Source organism: Rugamonas rivuli, from assembly GCF_009380165.1.
Classification (GTDB): Bacteria; Pseudomonadota; Gammaproteobacteria; order Burkholderiales; family Burkholderiaceae_D; genus Rugamonas; species Rugamonas rivuli.
The window spans coordinates 1,010,711-1,025,638 of record NZ_WHUF01000001.1 but is presented as its reverse complement, the minus strand read 5'-3'; the positions used below and the strand labels follow the sequence as shown (position 1 = coordinate 1,025,638).

General features: G+C 65.2%; 13 protein-coding genes. 2 read left to right on the top strand and 11 right to left on the bottom strand.

The genetic code is table 11. The annotated features are described in order from the left end of the window. Window positions 1-17 precede the first annotated feature (17 nt). The 8 genes from GEV01_RS04360 to wrbA all read right to left on the bottom strand — a co-directional run bounded on the left by GEV01_RS04360 (window position 18) and on the right by wrbA (window position 9,342). On the bottom strand, window positions 18-803 hold the full coding sequence (locus tag GEV01_RS04360) for a sterol desaturase family protein (protein WP_152801966.1): 786 nt from the start codon (window positions 801-803) through the stop codon (window positions 18-20). Between the two features lie 79 nt (window positions 804-882). After that, on the bottom strand, window positions 883-2,727 hold the full coding sequence (locus tag GEV01_RS04355) for an ABC transporter transmembrane domain-containing protein (RefSeq protein ID WP_152801964.1): 1,845 nt from the start codon (window positions 2,725-2,727) through the stop codon (window positions 883-885). Window positions 2,728-2,793: 66 nt separating this feature from the next. After that, window positions 2,794-3,879: a lipocalin-like domain-containing protein gene (locus GEV01_RS04350; protein ID WP_152802335.1), complete on the bottom strand. Its 1,086-nt coding sequence runs from the start codon at window positions 3,877-3,879 to the stop codon at window positions 2,794-2,796. After that, window positions 3,879-6,473: an FtsX-like permease family protein gene (locus GEV01_RS04345; RefSeq protein ID WP_152801962.1), complete on the bottom strand. Its 2,595-nt coding sequence runs from the start codon at window positions 6,471-6,473 to the stop codon at window positions 3,879-3,881. Before GEV01_RS04345 ends, GEV01_RS04350 begins: the two co-directional genes overlap by 1 nt. Beyond that, window positions 6,473-6,910 (bottom strand): DUF4124 domain-containing protein, encoded by a 438-nt coding sequence (locus GEV01_RS04340; RefSeq protein ID WP_152801960.1) that lies wholly within the window; start codon window positions 6,908-6,910, stop codon window positions 6,473-6,475. Before GEV01_RS04340 ends, GEV01_RS04345 begins: the two co-directional genes overlap by 1 nt. Next, window positions 6,907-8,313 carry an FAD-binding oxidoreductase gene (locus GEV01_RS04335; RefSeq protein WP_152801958.1) on the bottom strand — a complete coding sequence of 469 codons (1,407 nt, stop codon included), beginning with the start codon at window positions 8,311-8,313 and terminating at the stop codon, window positions 6,907-6,909. Before GEV01_RS04335 ends, GEV01_RS04340 begins: the two co-directional genes overlap by 4 nt. Continuing rightward, window positions 8,310-8,717 (bottom strand): DUF2069 domain-containing protein, encoded by a 408-nt coding sequence (locus GEV01_RS04330; RefSeq protein WP_152802334.1) that lies wholly within the window; start codon window positions 8,715-8,717, stop codon window positions 8,310-8,312. The genes GEV01_RS04335 and GEV01_RS04330 overlap by 4 nt, the downstream gene beginning before the upstream one ends. A gap of 13 nt (window positions 8,718-8,730) precedes the next feature. Then, window positions 8,731-9,342, bottom strand: a complete 612-nt coding sequence (wrbA, locus tag GEV01_RS04325) for an NAD(P)H:quinone oxidoreductase (RefSeq protein WP_008448125.1) — start codon at window positions 9,340-9,342, stop codon at window positions 8,731-8,733. A gap of 64 nt (window positions 9,343-9,406) precedes the next feature. Here wrbA and GEV01_RS04320 point away from each other — a divergent pair, with 64 nt between their 5' ends. After that, entirely contained in the window at window positions 9,407-10,783 is a 1,377-nt protein-coding gene (locus GEV01_RS04320; RefSeq protein ID WP_152801956.1) for a YihY family inner membrane protein, read from the top strand. Window positions 10,784-10,790: 7 nt separating this feature from the next. Here the strand turns inward: GEV01_RS04320 and GEV01_RS04315 are convergent, their stop codons facing one another. Both GEV01_RS04315 and GEV01_RS04310 read right to left on the bottom strand, forming a co-directional pair. Continuing rightward, a complete protein-coding gene (locus tag GEV01_RS04315; protein ID WP_152801954.1) occupies window positions 10,791-12,239 on the bottom strand; it encodes an aminotransferase-like domain-containing protein in 1,449 nt (482 codons plus the stop codon). A 9-nt stretch (window positions 12,240-12,248) separates the two neighbouring features. Then, complete coding sequence (locus GEV01_RS04310; RefSeq protein ID WP_152801952.1) at window positions 12,249-12,833, bottom strand: LysE family translocator; 585 nt, start codon at window positions 12,831-12,833, stop codon at window positions 12,249-12,251. Between the two features lie 219 nt (window positions 12,834-13,052). Between GEV01_RS04310 and GEV01_RS04305 the strand changes: the two genes are divergently transcribed. After that, window positions 13,053-14,144, top strand: coding sequence for an HAF repeat-containing protein (locus GEV01_RS04305; protein WP_235914210.1), 1,092 nt, complete (start codon window positions 13,053-13,055; stop codon window positions 14,142-14,144). On the opposite strand, the gene GEV01_RS04300 is transcribed toward GEV01_RS04305, so the two are convergent. Beyond that, the gene (locus GEV01_RS04300) at window positions 14,125-14,928 is read right to left on the bottom strand and encodes an alpha/beta fold hydrolase (protein ID WP_152801948.1); all 804 of its coding nucleotides are present in this window, start codon (window positions 14,926-14,928) and stop codon (window positions 14,125-14,127) included. The two genes, GEV01_RS04305 and GEV01_RS04300, sit on opposite strands and share 20 nt — an antisense overlap.

Sequence of the window (14,928 nt, the reverse complement as noted above, 5' to 3'; positions counted from 1 at the left end):
TCCTGAAAGGGAGAATGTTACCGGCTTTTTGCGGAGGCGGCCAAAAACCCTGCTTTGCTGTAGTGCGTTTCATAGTCCGGCGACAGGGTGCCCATCATGCGGTCCCAGAATAAGAAGTACCAGCCGTAGTTGTATCGGCCCCGCGCGTGGTGGGTGTTGTGGGCGGTGGAGGTGTTGATCCAGCGGCCCAGCCAGTGCTGCGACATACCTCGCGGGAAGATCTCGTAGCCGAGGTGCGTGTAGACGGCGTATGCCGTGTTGAGCCAGGAAAAAATGAATAGCGCCACATAGTTCCTTGGCACTAGCAGCAGTATGACGATGATGGCGCTGCTGTCGACCACTGCCTCCACTGGGCTGATCGCGTAGGTGGACCAGGGGTTGGTGTTGGTGGAGCGATGATGAGTGAGATGCGTCCAGCGGAACAGCCGGCGGTGGTGCATCAGCCGGTGGGTCCAGTAGAACCAGGTGTCTTGTACTATCATCATCAACATCACGATGCCTGCGGTGGACGCCCAGCCGTGACTATAGTCATCCAGCCCGGTGTAGATCGGCGAATAGCGGCGCAGGCCCAGCGCAAAGGCCAGCGGCAGCACGGCGCCGATCACCGTCAGGCTGACAACGGTGGTGAGAACTTCACGCCGGAGTTGGGGCAGGCCGACGCGCTTGGCCTGCAAGCGCTGCCTGCGGCCTGGCAGGAAGTGCCACCACAGCCAAAGCAGCGTAAAAATACCGGCCACCAGGACGTATGACCAGGCGCCTCCGAGAATGTTATGCCATATGTTGCGTAGCAGACGTTCCAGCATAACGGTTCCTTGATTTTAAAATAACGCCATATTAGCGTGACCCGGAACCGTTGTGCTTATTTGCTAAATTATTTTTTAATTAACCCGCGTGCTGTTCGACGTGGACGTTATGGAACTGCAGCGCCGCCAGGTTGGCGTAGATGCCGCCCAGCGCCACCAGCGATGCGTGGGTGCCGGTTTCGACGATGCGGCCATCTTCCATCACGATGATGCGGTCGGCGCGCTGCACGGTCGCCAGGCGGTGTGCGATGATGACGGTGGTGCGGCCGACCATCGCCGCTTCCAGCGCCTTTTGCACCAGGCGTTCCGATTCCGCGTCCAGCGCGCTGGTGGCTTCGTCCAGCAGCAGCAGCGGCGGGTTTTTCAGCAGCGCGCGCGCAATCGCGATGCGCTGGCGCTGGCCGCCGGACAGGCGCACGCCGCGCTCGCCCAGGAAGGATTGATAACCCTGCGGCAGGCGTTCGATGAATTCATGGGCGGCGGCCAGCTTGGCGGCCTGGATCACTTCAGCGTCGGTGGCGTCGGCGCGGCCGTAGCGGATGTTTTCCATCGCGTCGGCCGAGAAGATCACCGTATCCTGCGGCACGATGCCGATGGCGCCGCGCAGCGTGTGCAGATCGAGGCGGGTGATGTCGACGCCATCGAGCTTGATGCTGCCGCTCTGCGGATCGTAGAAGCGCAGGAACAGCTGGAACAGCGTAGTCTTGCCGGCGCCGGAAGGGCCGACCACGGCCACCGTTTCACCCGGCTTGATGTCCAGTGAGACGTGGCCCAGCGCCGCCGTATCGGGACGCGAAGGGTAGGAGAAGCTGACGTCCTGCAAGCTCAGTGCCGCGCCATTGGCGGCGCGTGGCGGCAGCGCCAGCGGCTGCGCAGGCGACTGGATGGCCGACTTGACCGACATCAGTTCCAGCAGGCGCTCGGTGGCGCCGGCGGCGCGCTGCGCCTCGCCCATCACTTCGGACAGGGCGCCGATGGCGCCGGCCACGATGGACGCGTACAGGATGAACTGGCCAAGGTCGCCACCGGTCATGTCGCCGTTGAGCACCGCGTGCGCGCCCAGCCACAGCACGAACACGATGGTGCCGAACACCAGCACGATGGCGATCATGGTCAGCAGCGCGCGGGCGCGGATGCGGCGCATTGCGGTGGCGAAGGCGCCTTCGACCGAGGCGCCGAAGCGGTTCGATTCGATCTTCTCGTGCGTGAAGGCCTGCACCGTCGGCATGGCGTTGAGGATTTCGCCGGCCATGGCGGAAGCGTCGGCGATGCGGTCCTGCGAATCGCGCGACAGCTTGCGCACGCGGCGGCCGAACATCACGATAGGCAGCACGGTCAGGATCAGCAGGCCGATGATGATGGCCGACAGCTTGGCGCTGGTGACGAACAACATCACCAAGCCGCCGACGAACAGCAGCACGTTACGCAGCGCCATCGAGATGCTGGTGCCAACCACTGCCTGGATCAAGGTGGTGTCGGTGGTGATGCGGGACAGGACTTCGCCGGTCTGCGTGGTCTCGAAAAACTCGGGGCTCTGCGTGACCACGTGCTTGTAGACCGCGCTGCGGATGTCGGCGGTGACGCGTTCGCCCAGCCAGGACACCGTATAGAAGCGCGCCGCCGTGGCCAGCGCCAGCACCGTCGCCACGCCGAACAGGGCCAGGAACACCAGGTCGACGTGCTTGATGCTCTTGTCGCCGGCGCCGCCGAAGCCCAGGTCTATCATCTGCTTGAAGGCGGCGGGGATGGCCAGCGTGGAGCAGGCGGCCACCACCAGCGCGATGCCGGCCATGGCGAATTGACGTTTATACGGCAGCAGGAAAGGCGTCAGTCCGCGCAGGGTGGCTAGACTGCCTTTCTTGGCTTCCCTTGCTGTACTTGGAGCGGCGGCGGACATGGTGCTTGCGGTGGTGCTGTTGGTCATCGTGTGGCTGCGGTTTGTAAGTATTCTTTGTTGACGATTCGGGTGATGCTAAATTGTTCGGTGCTGCTAAAACTTGATCGGCTGGACATAGCCGGTCAGCTCCATGTAGGCGCGGCCGGCCGGTTTTCCGTCCCGCTCCAGCGTTACCGCGCCTTCCCAGTACACCGCGCCGGTGGAGCGCCGCGAGTCCAGTTCCTGATCGTCCTGCAAAGGGACGATCTGCCACACGGTGCTGCCGGTGGCCAGCTGGGTCGAGACGGGATACTCGGCATTGGTGCGGGGCGAACGCCACCGCCGTTGCGGGGTAAAGCTGACCTGCTCCGGCGAGAACTGTGTGATCTTACCGGATGCATCGCGCCATGTCGCGTGCGCCCATAGTTTAGCACCTGTCTTGCCGCGCATCTGGAAAGCCATCAGAGCACCTCCGTCGGCCAGGTTGGCGCCGAGCCAATCCCATCCTGCGGCATCGGCGGCGACGTATTGGGTGGACCATTCGTGATCGAGCCAGCTGGCGCCCGTGACGGCGACCGGCCGGCCGGCGCGCGTGACGGTGCCGGTGGTGGCCAGCTGCGGTTCGCTGTAGTAGTAGCTGCTGTCGATAGGCCGCGGACCTTTGCGCGAAAAGCCACGGTCGCCCTGCGGCAGCACGGGCTGCGTAGGCTTCAGTTTCAATTCCAGCTTGAAGCTGGCGGCGTCGAGATGCACCTGGTAGCTGCCGTCGGCGGCGCGGGTCATGTGCCAGTCTTCTAGCTTGACGTCGGTGTCGCCGACCTTGGCGTAGGACAGGCCGAAGCCTTCGCGCGCGCTGCGCTGGTCGTGCAGCAGCTTGCCGTTGGCCGGGTCGGAGACGGCCGCGTGGCCGATGATCAGCTGCTTGGGCGCGAACTTGCTGGGATTGGCGGGATCGTGCGGCGTGGCGGTGCGGAAGAACGTCACCTGGAAGCCCAGCGGCTTGCCGTCCGGTGTGTTCAGCCAGCCGGTGACGTACCACCATTCGGTCTTGTAGCCGGGATGGGCGCCGAAATCCGCCGGGAAGCGCAGCGCGGCGCCGGGCGCCAGCGGCGTCACCGTCTGGAATACCGGCTCGGCCGCCTGCGCGGACATGGTCATCAGCAGCGCCAGCGCCGCTGCACATAGTCGTATCAGTATCATCACCAGTCCTCCCTGACTGCGCGTATCGGCCCGCCCGACAGCGATTGGCGGCCGGCCAGCAGCGCGGTCAGTGCGGCGGCGGCCAGCAACAGTCCCGCCACAGTGGCCAGCAGAGGCCACGGCAGGTGCAGTTGCATGGACCAGTGGAAGGACTGTGGATTGACGACAAACACCAGTATCAGGCTGATGATCCAGCCCAGCACGAAGCCGGTGACGATACCGAGACCCGTCAGTGCGCCGCCTTCGATGGCCAATATCGACAGCACCTGGCGGCGCGTGACGCCGACGTGCCGGAGCATGCCGAATTCCTTGGCGCGTGCCAGCGTCTGCGCCGAGAAGGTCGCGGCCACGCCGAACAGGCCGATGACGATGGCGATTGCCTCCAGCAGATAGGTGATGGCGAAGCTGCGGTCGAAGACCTTCATGCTGATCTCGCGGATTTCGGTGGGCGCGGTGGTCGCCAGCGCGGCGCCGAACGGCAGCTGCTTCAGTGCCTTGTCCGTGTCGGCCGCCTTGGCGCCGGGCTTGAGCCACAGCGCGACGTTGCTGGCTTCCATGTCGCCGGTGATGGCGCGGTAGTCGTCCAGCCGTATCTGGACCGAGCCGGTAGGACGCGCATAATCGCGCCAGACGCCGGCCACCTGGAACGCATGCAGCTTGCCGTTGAGCGGCAGTTCGATGCGCTGGCCGACGTGCGTGCCGTACAAGTCGACCATGGCTTCGGACACCCATACCGGCGGCGGTGCGCCGGGCCCCGGCACCTGCGTGGCGCCGACAATGGCCAGCGCTGCGCCGGGATCGGCGACGTCGAGATTGCGCGCCATGAGGGCGACCGGCGGCCGGGCCGAGGTCAGCGAAACGGCGCGCACCCGCAGGAAATCAGCCTTGGCGACGCCGGGCAGGGCGGCGATGGCGGCCTGCTCCTGCGGCCGCAGGCCTGCCGTGGTGCCTGCGCTGGCGACGCTGACGTAGATATCTGCGGGCAGGATGTGCTGCAGCCAGTCGTCGAGCGACACGCGGAAGCTGGAGACCATGATCGCCATCGCCACCATCAAACTAAAGCTGGACAGCACGCCGCCCAGCGCGATGCCGGCCTGGCTGGAGGCGTTGGCAAGCCGCGACAGCGTCAGCGTCACCACCGGCGAGGCGCCAGGCTTGTGGGCTGTGGCGGCGCTCCAGCGCTGATGCGCCAGGCGAAACACGATGGCGGCCAGGCGCGGCATCAGGGCGATGGCGCCGACCAGCAGCAGGGCAATCGACAGATAGCCGAACAGCGGTAGTTCGAACACCGGCGGCGCCTGCGACAGCAAGGCGGCGAGCGCGATGCAGGCCAGCGCCGGCCAGGCCCGGGACAGCCGCGACATCGCCGCTTCCTCGGTGCCCGACTTGAGCGCGACCGCAGGCTTGGCGCGCGCCGCATCCAGCGCCGGCGCGGCGCATCCCAGCAGGGCCACGACCACGCCCAGCGTAAAGTAGACGATGGCGGCGACCGGCGTGAACTGCACCTGCGGCCGCACGCCGGAGAAGAAGCCCGCGCCCAGGTCGGCGCCCATGAAGTGCAGCGCCGCCGCCGCCATGCCGTAGCCGGCGGCGATGCCGATGACGGAACCGGCGATGCCCAGGCTCAGGCCTTCGATCAGGATCTGGCGCAGCAGGTGCTTGCGGTCCATGCCCAGCACGCGCAGCAGCGCGAACTGGCTGCGGCGGCGTATCACCGACAGCGCCTGCGTGGAGAACACTAGGAAGGCGCCGGTGAACAGCGCGACCAGCGCCAGTACGGTCAGGTTGACGCGGTAGGCGCGGCTCATGCCTTCGTTGCGGCTGTTCTGTTCTTCGTCGTTGGGCTGGTTGACGCGGAAGCGGCCGGGATAATCGTGCTGCAGCTGCTGCTCCAGCTCCGCCTTGAAGGCGTCGCGATTGACGCCGTCGCGCAGTTTGAGGTCGACGCGGGACAATTGGCCGAGCTTTTCGAAGCGCCACTGTGCTGCGCCGAGGTCCATCACGCCGATGCGCTGTCCGGCGCGGGCGCGTTGCAGCGAGCCGGCCACGCGCAGTTTCAGTTCGCCGACGCCCACTTGCAGCTTCAGTTGTCCGCCGTCGGCAAGCTTGAGCCATTGCTGGGCTGCGGTCGAGAGGAACAGGGCGTCGTCCGCCAGCGTATCGGTCACGTGGTCTTCGGACGGAGCGCCGACCAGGTCGGAGGAGATGAAGCTGGCGCGGAAGGCGTCGATGCCGAGGATTTTCAGCGCTGTAGATTCGCCGGGCACGGAGGCGTCGAACTCCAGCACCGGCGAGGCCACGGCCACGCCCTGGCGCTGCGCCAGCATCGGGTAGACGGCTTCGTCGAAGAACGGTTCGGTGCCGCGTACCTGGATGTCGGCCACGCCGGACAGGCCCTTGATGGCGGACGAGAATTCGTTGAACGCGGCGGCGTTGATCAAGTGGATGGCGAAGCCCAGCGAGATGCCGACGGCGATTGCGGCAATCGCCACCAGCGCCCGCAGCGGGTGCGCGCGCCATTCGCCCAGCAGCAGCCAGCGCGACAGGCGGCCCATGGCGGCGCTGCGAGTGGATTCCTGTATCGGTTCGGGCATTACTGTGGGCACTCCAGCGCCAGGGCTTCAGCGGCGCGCTTGGCACGAAGCTTGGCGTTATCGAGTTTGGCGACAGATGCGCGGCGCACGTCTTCGTCGGCCCATTGCTTGTTCAGTTTGAGCTTGCCGCACTTCTTGCGCTGTACGGCTGCGGCCTGCGCGGCCTTTTCGGCGGCGCGGTCGTCCTGGTCTTCGCGCCGGTGGCGGGCTTTCTCCAACGCGGCCGCTTGCTTCTTTTGCCGCGCCAGATCGGCCGCAGCCACCGGATCGGCCGGTGGCGCAGCCGGCACCGCCAGCGTCGTTGCGGATGCTGCGGCTGATGGACAAGGCGTGTCGCTATAACTGACCTTGCCGTCCACGGTGCATTTGTGGACGCTCTGCGCCTGTGCGGTCAACGCGGCGGCGCACATCAAGACCCCGCACAGCAATGCCTTCATAGCACCTTCCCCGGATTCATGATGCCCAGCGGGTCCAGCGCCGCTTTGATGGCTCGCATCATGTTCAGCTCCACCGGCGATTTGTAGTGGGCCAGCTCGTCGCGCTTCAGCGCGCCGATGCCGTGTTCCGCCGAAATCGAACCGCCGAAACCGACCACGCTGTCGTGCACCACGCGATTGACCTTGTCCTGATTGCGCAGGAAGTCTTCATTGGAGATGCCGTCCGGCGGCGCCACGTTGTAGTGCAGGTTGCCGTCGCCCAGATGGCCGAAGCACACCAGCTGACAGCCGGGGAACGCCGCCTCCAGCAAAGGGCCGGTGGCGGCGATGAAGTCGGCGATGCGCGACACTGGCAGCGAGATATCGTGCTTGATGTTCTTGCCGGCCTTGGCCTGCGCAAGCGGGATGTGTTCGCGCAGCTGCCACAGCCCGGCCGATTGCGCCACCGAAGCCGCCACCACGGCATCGCTGACGATGTCCCGGTCCAGCGCCGCGCCGATGGCGTTTTCCAGCAGGCCGACGGCGTGCTGCTCCGATTCGCTGCTTGACAGCTCCATCAACACGTACTGTGGATGCTGCGCGGCGAACGGCTTGGGCAGCGACGGGAACTGCTGCGCCACCAGGTTCAGGCAGTACTGCGACATCAGCTCGAAGCCGGTGAGGCTGGAGCCGCAATGGTCTTGCATCAGGTTCAGGAGCTGGAGCGCGTGCGTAGGCGAGGGCAGTGCGGCCAACGCGGTGATGCTGGCCTTGGGCTGCGGGTAAAGCTTGAGCACCGCGCCGGTGATGATGCCTAGCGTGCCTTCGGCGCCGATGAACAGGTCGCGCAAGTCGTAGCCGGTATTGTCCTTGCGCAGACCGCGCAAGCCACTCCAGATCTCGCCTTGCGGCGTAACGACCTCCAGCCCGAGGCACAGCTCACGCGTGTTGCCGTAGCGGAGAACCGCCGTGCCCCCGGCATTGGTGGACAGGTTGCCGCCGATGGTGCAGCTGCCCTCTGCCGCCAGCGACAGCGGGAACAGGCAGCCCTCGGCGGCTGCGGCTTCCTGCACTTGCTGGAGGATGCAGCCCGCGTCCACGGTCATGGTGCGGTTGATGGGATCGACCTGGCGAATGGCGTTCAGCCGCGCCAGCGACAGCACCACTGCGCCACCGCCGGCATCGGGCACGCTGCCCAGCACCAGGCCGGTGTTGCCGCCCTGTGGCACCAGCGGCACGCGCCACTGCGCGCAAGCCCGCACCAGCGCCGCCACCTGTTCCACCGTCGCAGGGCGCAGCACCGCCAGGGCCTTGCCGGTGAAACGGCCGCGCCAGTCGGTGAGGAAGGGCGCCATGTCCGCAGGCGCGTCGAGCACAAAAGCATCGCCCACCACGGAGCGGCAGTGGGTGAGGAAGTCAGTCATTTGACGGTGTTGACCTTGACCTTGTCCAGCAATTCCTTGGCCAGCTTCTTCGCTGCCTTTTTATACGGACGCAGATACATGACGGCGCACACGAAGTAGACGCAGACGATCAGGGCCTCGCCCCAGCCCAGCCACGCGGACAGGCTGCCCTTGTCGCTCCAGCCGCGCACCACGCCTTCGGTGAAGTACAGCAGTATCATCATCGAAGTCCACTGCAGGGTATAGATGTCGCGCTTCCACACTCCGTACAGCGGCAGCAGCAGCGGCGCGGCCTTCAGCACCAGCCACGAGCCGCCCGGATGCAGCGGCGCCAGCACCATCTCCCACAGCACGCACCAGATAATGAGCGTCACCAGGCTGCCGATGGCGCCCCAGTGACAATACTTTTGCATCGTGTTTTCCATCATGCGTCCCTGTTCAAGCGGCGGCGCGGAGTTTGACGGCCGTTTCGGCCAGGCGCCGGCCCAGCGCGATGGCCAGGCGTTTTTCATCTTCGGTGATGGTCTTCTTGCCGTCAAGGCCGGACCAGTGGCTGGCGCCGTAGGGCGTGCCGCCGCTGGAAGTGGTCATCAGTTCCGGGTTGGTGTAGGGCAGGCCGAGCACCATCAGGCCGTGGTGGAACAGCGGTATCATCATCGACAGCAGCGTCGATTCCTGGCCGCCGTGCAGGCTGCCGGTGGACGTGAACACGCATGCCGGCTTGCCGGCCAGCGCGCCGGACAGCCACTGGGCCGCCGTGCCGTCCCAAAAATACTTCATCGCCGAGGCCATGTTGCCGAAGCGCGTAGGCGAGCCGACCGCCAGGCCCGCGCATTCGGCCAGGTCTTCCAGTTCGACGTAGGGAGCGCCGTCGGCCGGCACGTCCGGCTCAGTGGCTTCGGCCACCGTCGATACGGCTGGAACCGTGCGCAGGCGCGCGTCGCAGCCTGGTACGCTTTCCACGCCCTGGGCGATCAGTTCGGCCAATTTGCGCGTGGCGCCATGGCGTGAGTAAAACAATACGAGAATAATCAGATTGGCTTGGTTCATCGGCGGTATTATAGGGCGCTTTAGCGGGTGGCAGCGTCGCCACCTTGTATTTCGATTATCGCTCATGTACGAAAAATATATACACCCGGTTTTACAGTATGTTTCCCGCAGTTGCCGTAGCGGGATAGACACAGTACGTTCGTTGTCCTGGCCCGAAGTGCGGGACCTGTTCCTGTTTGCCCATCGCCGCCTGCGCGAGGAGAGCCTGCCGCAAGTGGCCGGCAGTCTCACTTTCACCACGGTGTTCGCGCTGGTGCCGCTGCTGACCATCGCGCTGGCGATCTTCACCACCTTCCCGCTGTTTAATACCTTCCGCACGTCGCTGGAAGCCTACTTCGTGCAAAGCGTGATGCCGAAGTCGATTTCCAGCACGATCCTGAACTACCTGACCATGTTCGCCTCCAAGGCCACGCGGCTGTCGGCGGTGGGTGCGGTGGCGCTGATTTTCACGTCGATCGCGATGATGAATTTGATCGAGCGCGTTTTCAACCGTATCTGGCGCGTGCGCGCCGAGCGGCGTTGGACCAAGCGCATCCTGGTCTACTGGGCCATCATCACGCTCGGGCCCTTGCTGATCGGCGTGTCGCTGACCTTGTCGGGCCAGGTCTTCATGGCCACCAGCGACCTGATAGGCGACGTGCCGGTGATCGGCGCCTTGATCTACACGGTGTTGTCGTTGGCGCTGACCACGGCCACCTTCACGCTGCTGTACGTGGCGGTGCCGAACCGCGACGTCGACTGGTACGACGCGGCCTGGGGCGGCCTGGTGGCCGGCCTGGCGTTCGAGGTGGCCAAGCGCGGTTTCGCGGTGTTCATCACGCAGTTCCCGACGTATTCGAAGATCTACGGTGCGCTGGCGGCGCTGCCGTTGTTCCTGCTGTGGGTGTATGTGTCGTGGATGATTACGCTGTTCGGCGCACTGCTGGTGGCCGCGCTGCCGGTGGTGAAGTACGAGCGCTGGTGGCATGAGGCGCAGCCGGGCGGCGAATTTGTCGATGCGATGGCGATCCTGCGGGTGCTGCATGTGGCCTGCAAATGCGGCGACACGGCGCTGGTCAGCGCCGGCGCGATCCGCGCACGCACGCGGCTGGGCTTCGATGAGATGGACACGCTGCTGGAAAAAATGATGGCCGAAGGCTGGGTGGGGCGCGTGAAGGTCGATGCGCCGCAGCGCGTCCAGTGGGGCAAGCGTATCAGCGACGGCGGCGATCATTGGGTCATCCTGGCCAATGTCGAGAAGCTGACGCTGGCCGAGGTCTATCGCCTCTTCGTGTTCTCCGGCATGCCGATCAACGCCGGTGTGGTATCGGACAGCGACGATGAGCGCGACTTGCAGGCCGCTCGCGCCGCCGCCTCGCTGGCGCGTGAAGTGGAAGCGGCCGTCGAAGCAGGCCTGGGCAAGACCCTGGCCGAACATTTCGGACCGATCGACTGCCGTTAAGCGCTTGTCAAACTGCGCTGCTGGCGCGTGCCAGGCTTGAGCGTGCTCCCGCCACCGCTTGCAGGCGTTCCTGCAGGTAGGTGCTCAGGCGCGGATGCTGGCTGAACGCGACGTTGAAGCGGATATGCTGGTCGGGCGTGTCGTTGGCCGAGAAGGCGGCGCCCCGCATCAGCAGGATGTTGTTGCGGTAGGCGTCCTGCACCAGCAAGTCCACGTCCAGGCCTTCCGGCATGGTGCCCCACAAGAAGATGCCCGCGTCGCCGGGCTGCTCGAACAGCACGCCCGCTGCGCTCAGTTGCTGCGTGCTGGCGTTGCGGGCTGCCATGATCTTGCGTTGCATGCGGTCGAGGTGCTTGCGCAGGTTGCCGGCTTTGAGTACTTCCAGCAGCACGTACTCGTTCAGCGCCGGCATCGTCATGATGGAGTGGATCTTGGTCCGCATCAGCACTTTGAGCAAGGCCGGGGCGGCGGCGAGATAGCCCATCCGCAAGGCGGGACTGAGCGCCTTGCAAAAACTGGAGTAGTAGATCACGCCATCGAGTCCGGCCAGGGATGCCAGCCGCGTGCTGTGGCCTTGCTGGAAGTGGCCGTGCACGTCGTCCTCGGCGATCAGGAAGCCATGCTGCTGCGCCAGTATCAGGACCTTGTGCAAATTGGCGGCGCTGCTGCTCCAGCCAGTCGGGTTGTGCAGGGCCGTTTGCACGAACAGCAGGCGTGGACGGTGTTCGCGGCAGGCAGCTTCCAATGCGTTCAGATCGAGGCCATCGGGGCCGCGCTTGATGGGGACCAGACGGATGCCGTCCTGCCGCAGGCGGCCGAACATCAGGAAGTAGCCGGGATCTTCCACCAGCACGGTGTCGCCGGGCTGCAAAAAGCTGCGGCAAATCAGGTCGATCGCATGCGTGCCGCCGAAGGTCGTGAGTATGTGGCCGGCGTCGGCGGCAATGCCGATGCCGCGCAACAGCAAGGCAATATGCTCGCGCAGTTCCGGCAGTCCCTGCGGCGGACACCGCGAGGCCATGCCTGCGGCGCTGCGGGACAAGGCCTTTTGCACGGCGCTGGCCGGTACTGCGTCCTGCAGCCAGGTCGGCGGTAAGGCGCCGCTGCTGGCTAGCAGGATGCCGGCGCGCTGATCGTTGGCCTGCTGCGCCAGCCAGACCGGCTCTTGCTCCTCGCCGGCTTCCAGCGCGACTTCATCGGGAATCGACTTGCCCGCGTCGTTAGGCGCGCTCACAAAAAACCCCGCCGTGCCGTGCGAATCGATGACGCCTGCGGCGACCAGCCGGTCATAGGCCACCACCACGGTATTCGTGCTGACGGCCAGTTGGGTGGCCAACTGGCGTATCGACATCAGCTTGGCGCCGCCAGGCAGCGCGCGGCTCTCGACCATGTGGCGCAGCTGTGTCTCAATCTGCTTGGACAGGGCGATGGGGGAGGTGCGATCGATGGTGAACATGGCGAGAGTCTAGCGTAAAAACATCACGGCTAGTACGAGCAGAATGGCGCCCATCGTCAAATTGAAGATGCGCTGCTTGCGCGGGTCTTTCAGCAAATGGCGGATCGAGACGCCAAACAGCGCCCACATGGCATTGCACGGCGCTCCGACCGCAGTGCCTATCGCCGACACCAGCAGCGCATCGGCGACCGTGTTGTGCCCGGCGGGCATGAACACCGAGGCCACGGTAACGGCCTTGACCCAGCTCTTTGGGTTGAGCGCCTGGAATACCGTAGCCTGGAAAAACGATACCGCCTTGGGCGCCTGCGCTGCACTCATCGATGCTCCGCTGAGCTTCCAGGCCAGGAACACCAGGTATAACGATCCCGCGATGCGCAGCACCTGGTGCGCCAATGGGTAGGTAACGAACACGGTACCCAGCCCCACGCACATCAGCATGGTCTGCACGAACATGCCGGCCTGGATGCCCAACACGACCGGCAGCGCGCCGCGGCCGCCGAAATTGGCGCCGGTGGTGGCGAGCATGACGTTGTTCGGCCCGGGCGTGGCCGACATCACGAAGCAATAGCTTATCAAGGGCAGGAGTTCGGTCATGCGATGCCTTCACGGTTTGGGAGTGGTGCCAGTCTAGAAGCGCGGCGCGGCGGGCACAAGGCACAAGGGCCAGGGTACAGACCCATGCTGTATCAGTCGATTTACCGCTACAGTTGCCCATCGTTCGGATACCGTTATAGAATCGGCATTCATTAAAATCAACTAGGAGACGTCATGCTGAGAATGCCGATTGCGGTGGTCTTGTTGGGAATTGCAGGTATGGCGTCGTCAGCCCAGCAACTGCATCCGCCGGGTTTGGGCGAGCGCGGCAACGAGGCCAGCATCGCGGTCGACATCAACGCGGCGGGCCAGGTGGCCGGCATCATCGAGGAAGACAGCGGCCGTCAGCGCGCGGTGCTGTGGGATAAACGCCTGGTCGAACTGGGTACCCTTGGCGGCAGCGACAGCTTCACCCGTGGCATCAACATCGGAGGCGACGTCGTCGGCTCGGCCCAGGACAGCGACAACCACTGGCGCGCTTTCGTCTTCCGCGCCGGCCTGGCGATGCGAGACCTGGGCACGCTGGGCGGCAACAGCAGCTACGGCATGGGCATCAGCCGTTCCGGCCAGGCGGTCGGATACGCCGACACCAGCGACGGCTACTTCCACGCCTTCTCCACCGGCCGCAATGGCGACGGCCCCCTGGTCGACCTGGGCACCTTGGGCGGCAACATCAGTTACGCGGCCGGCGTCAACACCGACGGCGTGATCGTCGGCACGGCGGCGCTGTCGGACGGCTATCGCCGCGCCTTTATCTACAAGCCCGGTGAGGGCATGAAGGATTTGGGCACGCTGGGCGGCCGCTCAAGCGGCGCCACGGCGGTCAACGATTCCGGCGTGGTGGTAGGCACCTCGGAAACGCCGGATCGCCGCTGGCACGCCTTCGTCCATGACGGTAAAAAGATGGTCGATCTCGGCGCGCTGATCGGCTACGGCGACAGCTTCGCCACTTCCATCAACGCCGCCGGCCATGTAGTGGGCAGCATCCGCATCGGCGACGAGCGCCGCTCCTTCGTCTACCGCGACGGCAAGATGAGCGTGCATCCGGGTGGTTTCGGGCTGTACCTCGTCAATAACATCAACGCCGAGGAACTGGTGATCGGTGCGCGCTACGTCGGCAAGAAGTTCCAGGCGTCGACCATGCATTCGGCCCAACGCCCGGTTGTCACCCACGGAGGCACCGACCTGGTGTCGCTGATCCTGGTGGTACTGGCCTGCACCGCCGGCATCGTCATCTACCGCCGCCGCTATCGCGGCATCGTGATGCAGGGCGCGAACCGGATTATCCGCTTCAAGTTCCCGCAAAACTGAACAGCGCATCCAGCACCGCATCCGGCTGCTCGCTCATCAGCGAGTGGCCGCTGTCCACCGTCACCACCTTGCCGTGGCTGATGGTGGAGGTCAGCAGTTTGGTGGACTTGGGCGGCGTCATCATGTCGCGCGCGCCGAGCAGGAACAGGGTGGGGCAGCGCACCGCCTGCGCGGCCACCTCGCCGTTGGCGTAGGCGTTACAGGCCGTGAAGTCGGTATAGAACACCTGCTGCGGATTGATCTGCGAGATGCGCTGCATCAGCCGGCGCGAGCCTCCCATCGTATTGAAGCCCGGCCCCGGGCACGACGGCTTTTGCGCGATGGTCGAGTGCGACCAGATGTTGACCATGTCGATGGCGCTCTGCTCATCGGTGCGCGAGGTTTCCAGCAGCGAGTCCGATACCTTCATCGGGTAGGTCGATCCGACCATGCCCAGATGCGTAACGCGCGCCGGCGCCTTGTGCGACGCTTCCAGCGCGATCAACGATCCCATGCTGTGGCCGAACAGCGCGGCCTTTTGCACGCCCGCCGCGTCCAGCACTTGCAGCAGCCAGTCCGCCAGTTCGGGCACGCCGGTCTTGGCCGCGCCCTTGCTGCGGCCATGGCCCGGCAGGTCCACCGCCAGCACACTGTAGCCGTGATGGGCGAAGTAGCGGGTCTGCAAAGCCCACACCGAATGGTCGTTTTGCGCGCCGTGGATGAACACCACGGTCGGCAGTGCGGCGTCGAACGGCTTGCCGCCGGTGTAGCAGTAGGCGTCCACGCCTTGTACGGTCAGCAGCAT

What these genes read in the sequence shown, in the direction of transcription:
- GEV01_RS04315 (WP_152801954.1), bottom strand. Translation starts at nt 12,239, where the DNA reads ATGTTCACCATCGATCGCACCTCCCCCATCGCCCTGTCCAAGCAGATT.
- GEV01_RS04330 (WP_152802334.1), bottom strand. Translation starts at nt 8,717, where the DNA reads ATGGAAAACACGATGCAAAAGTATTGTCACTGGGGCGCCATCGGCAGC.
- GEV01_RS04335 (WP_152801958.1), bottom strand. Translation starts at nt 8,313, where the DNA reads ATGACTGACTTCCTCACCCACTGCCGCTCCGTGGTGGGCGATGCTTTT.
- GEV01_RS04305 (WP_235914210.1), top strand. Translation starts at nt 13,053, where the DNA reads ATGGCGTCGTCAGCCCAGCAACTGCATCCGCCGGGTTTGGGCGAGCGC.
- GEV01_RS04350 (WP_152802335.1), bottom strand. Translation starts at nt 3,879, where the DNA reads ATGATACTGATACGACTATGTGCAGCGGCGCTGGCGCTGCTGATGACC.
- GEV01_RS04355 (WP_152801964.1), bottom strand. Translation starts at nt 2,727, where the DNA reads ATGACCAACAGCACCACCGCAAGCACCATGTCCGCCGCCGCTCCAAGT.
- GEV01_RS04340 (WP_152801960.1), bottom strand. Translation starts at nt 6,910, where the DNA reads ATGAAGGCATTGCTGTGCGGGGTCTTGATGTGCGCCGCCGCGTTGACC.
- wrbA (WP_008448125.1), bottom strand. Translation starts at nt 9,342, where the DNA reads ATGAACCAAGCCAATCTGATTATTCTCGTATTGTTTTACTCACGCCAT.
- GEV01_RS04320 (WP_152801956.1), top strand. Translation starts at nt 9,407, where the DNA reads ATGTACGAAAAATATATACACCCGGTTTTACAGTATGTTTCCCGCAGT.
- GEV01_RS04360 (WP_152801966.1), bottom strand. Translation starts at nt 803, where the DNA reads ATGCTGGAACGTCTGCTACGCAACATATGGCATAACATTCTCGGAGGC.
- GEV01_RS04300 (WP_152801948.1), bottom strand. Translation starts at nt 14,928, where the DNA reads ATGCTGCTGACCGTACAAGGCGTGGACGCCTACTGCTACACCGGCGGC.
- GEV01_RS04345 (WP_152801962.1), bottom strand. Translation starts at nt 6,473, where the DNA reads ATGCCCGAACCGATACAGGAATCCACTCGCAGCGCCGCCATGGGCCGC.
- GEV01_RS04310 (WP_152801952.1), bottom strand. Translation starts at nt 12,833, where the DNA reads ATGACCGAACTCCTGCCCTTGATAAGCTATTGCTTCGTGATGTCGGCC.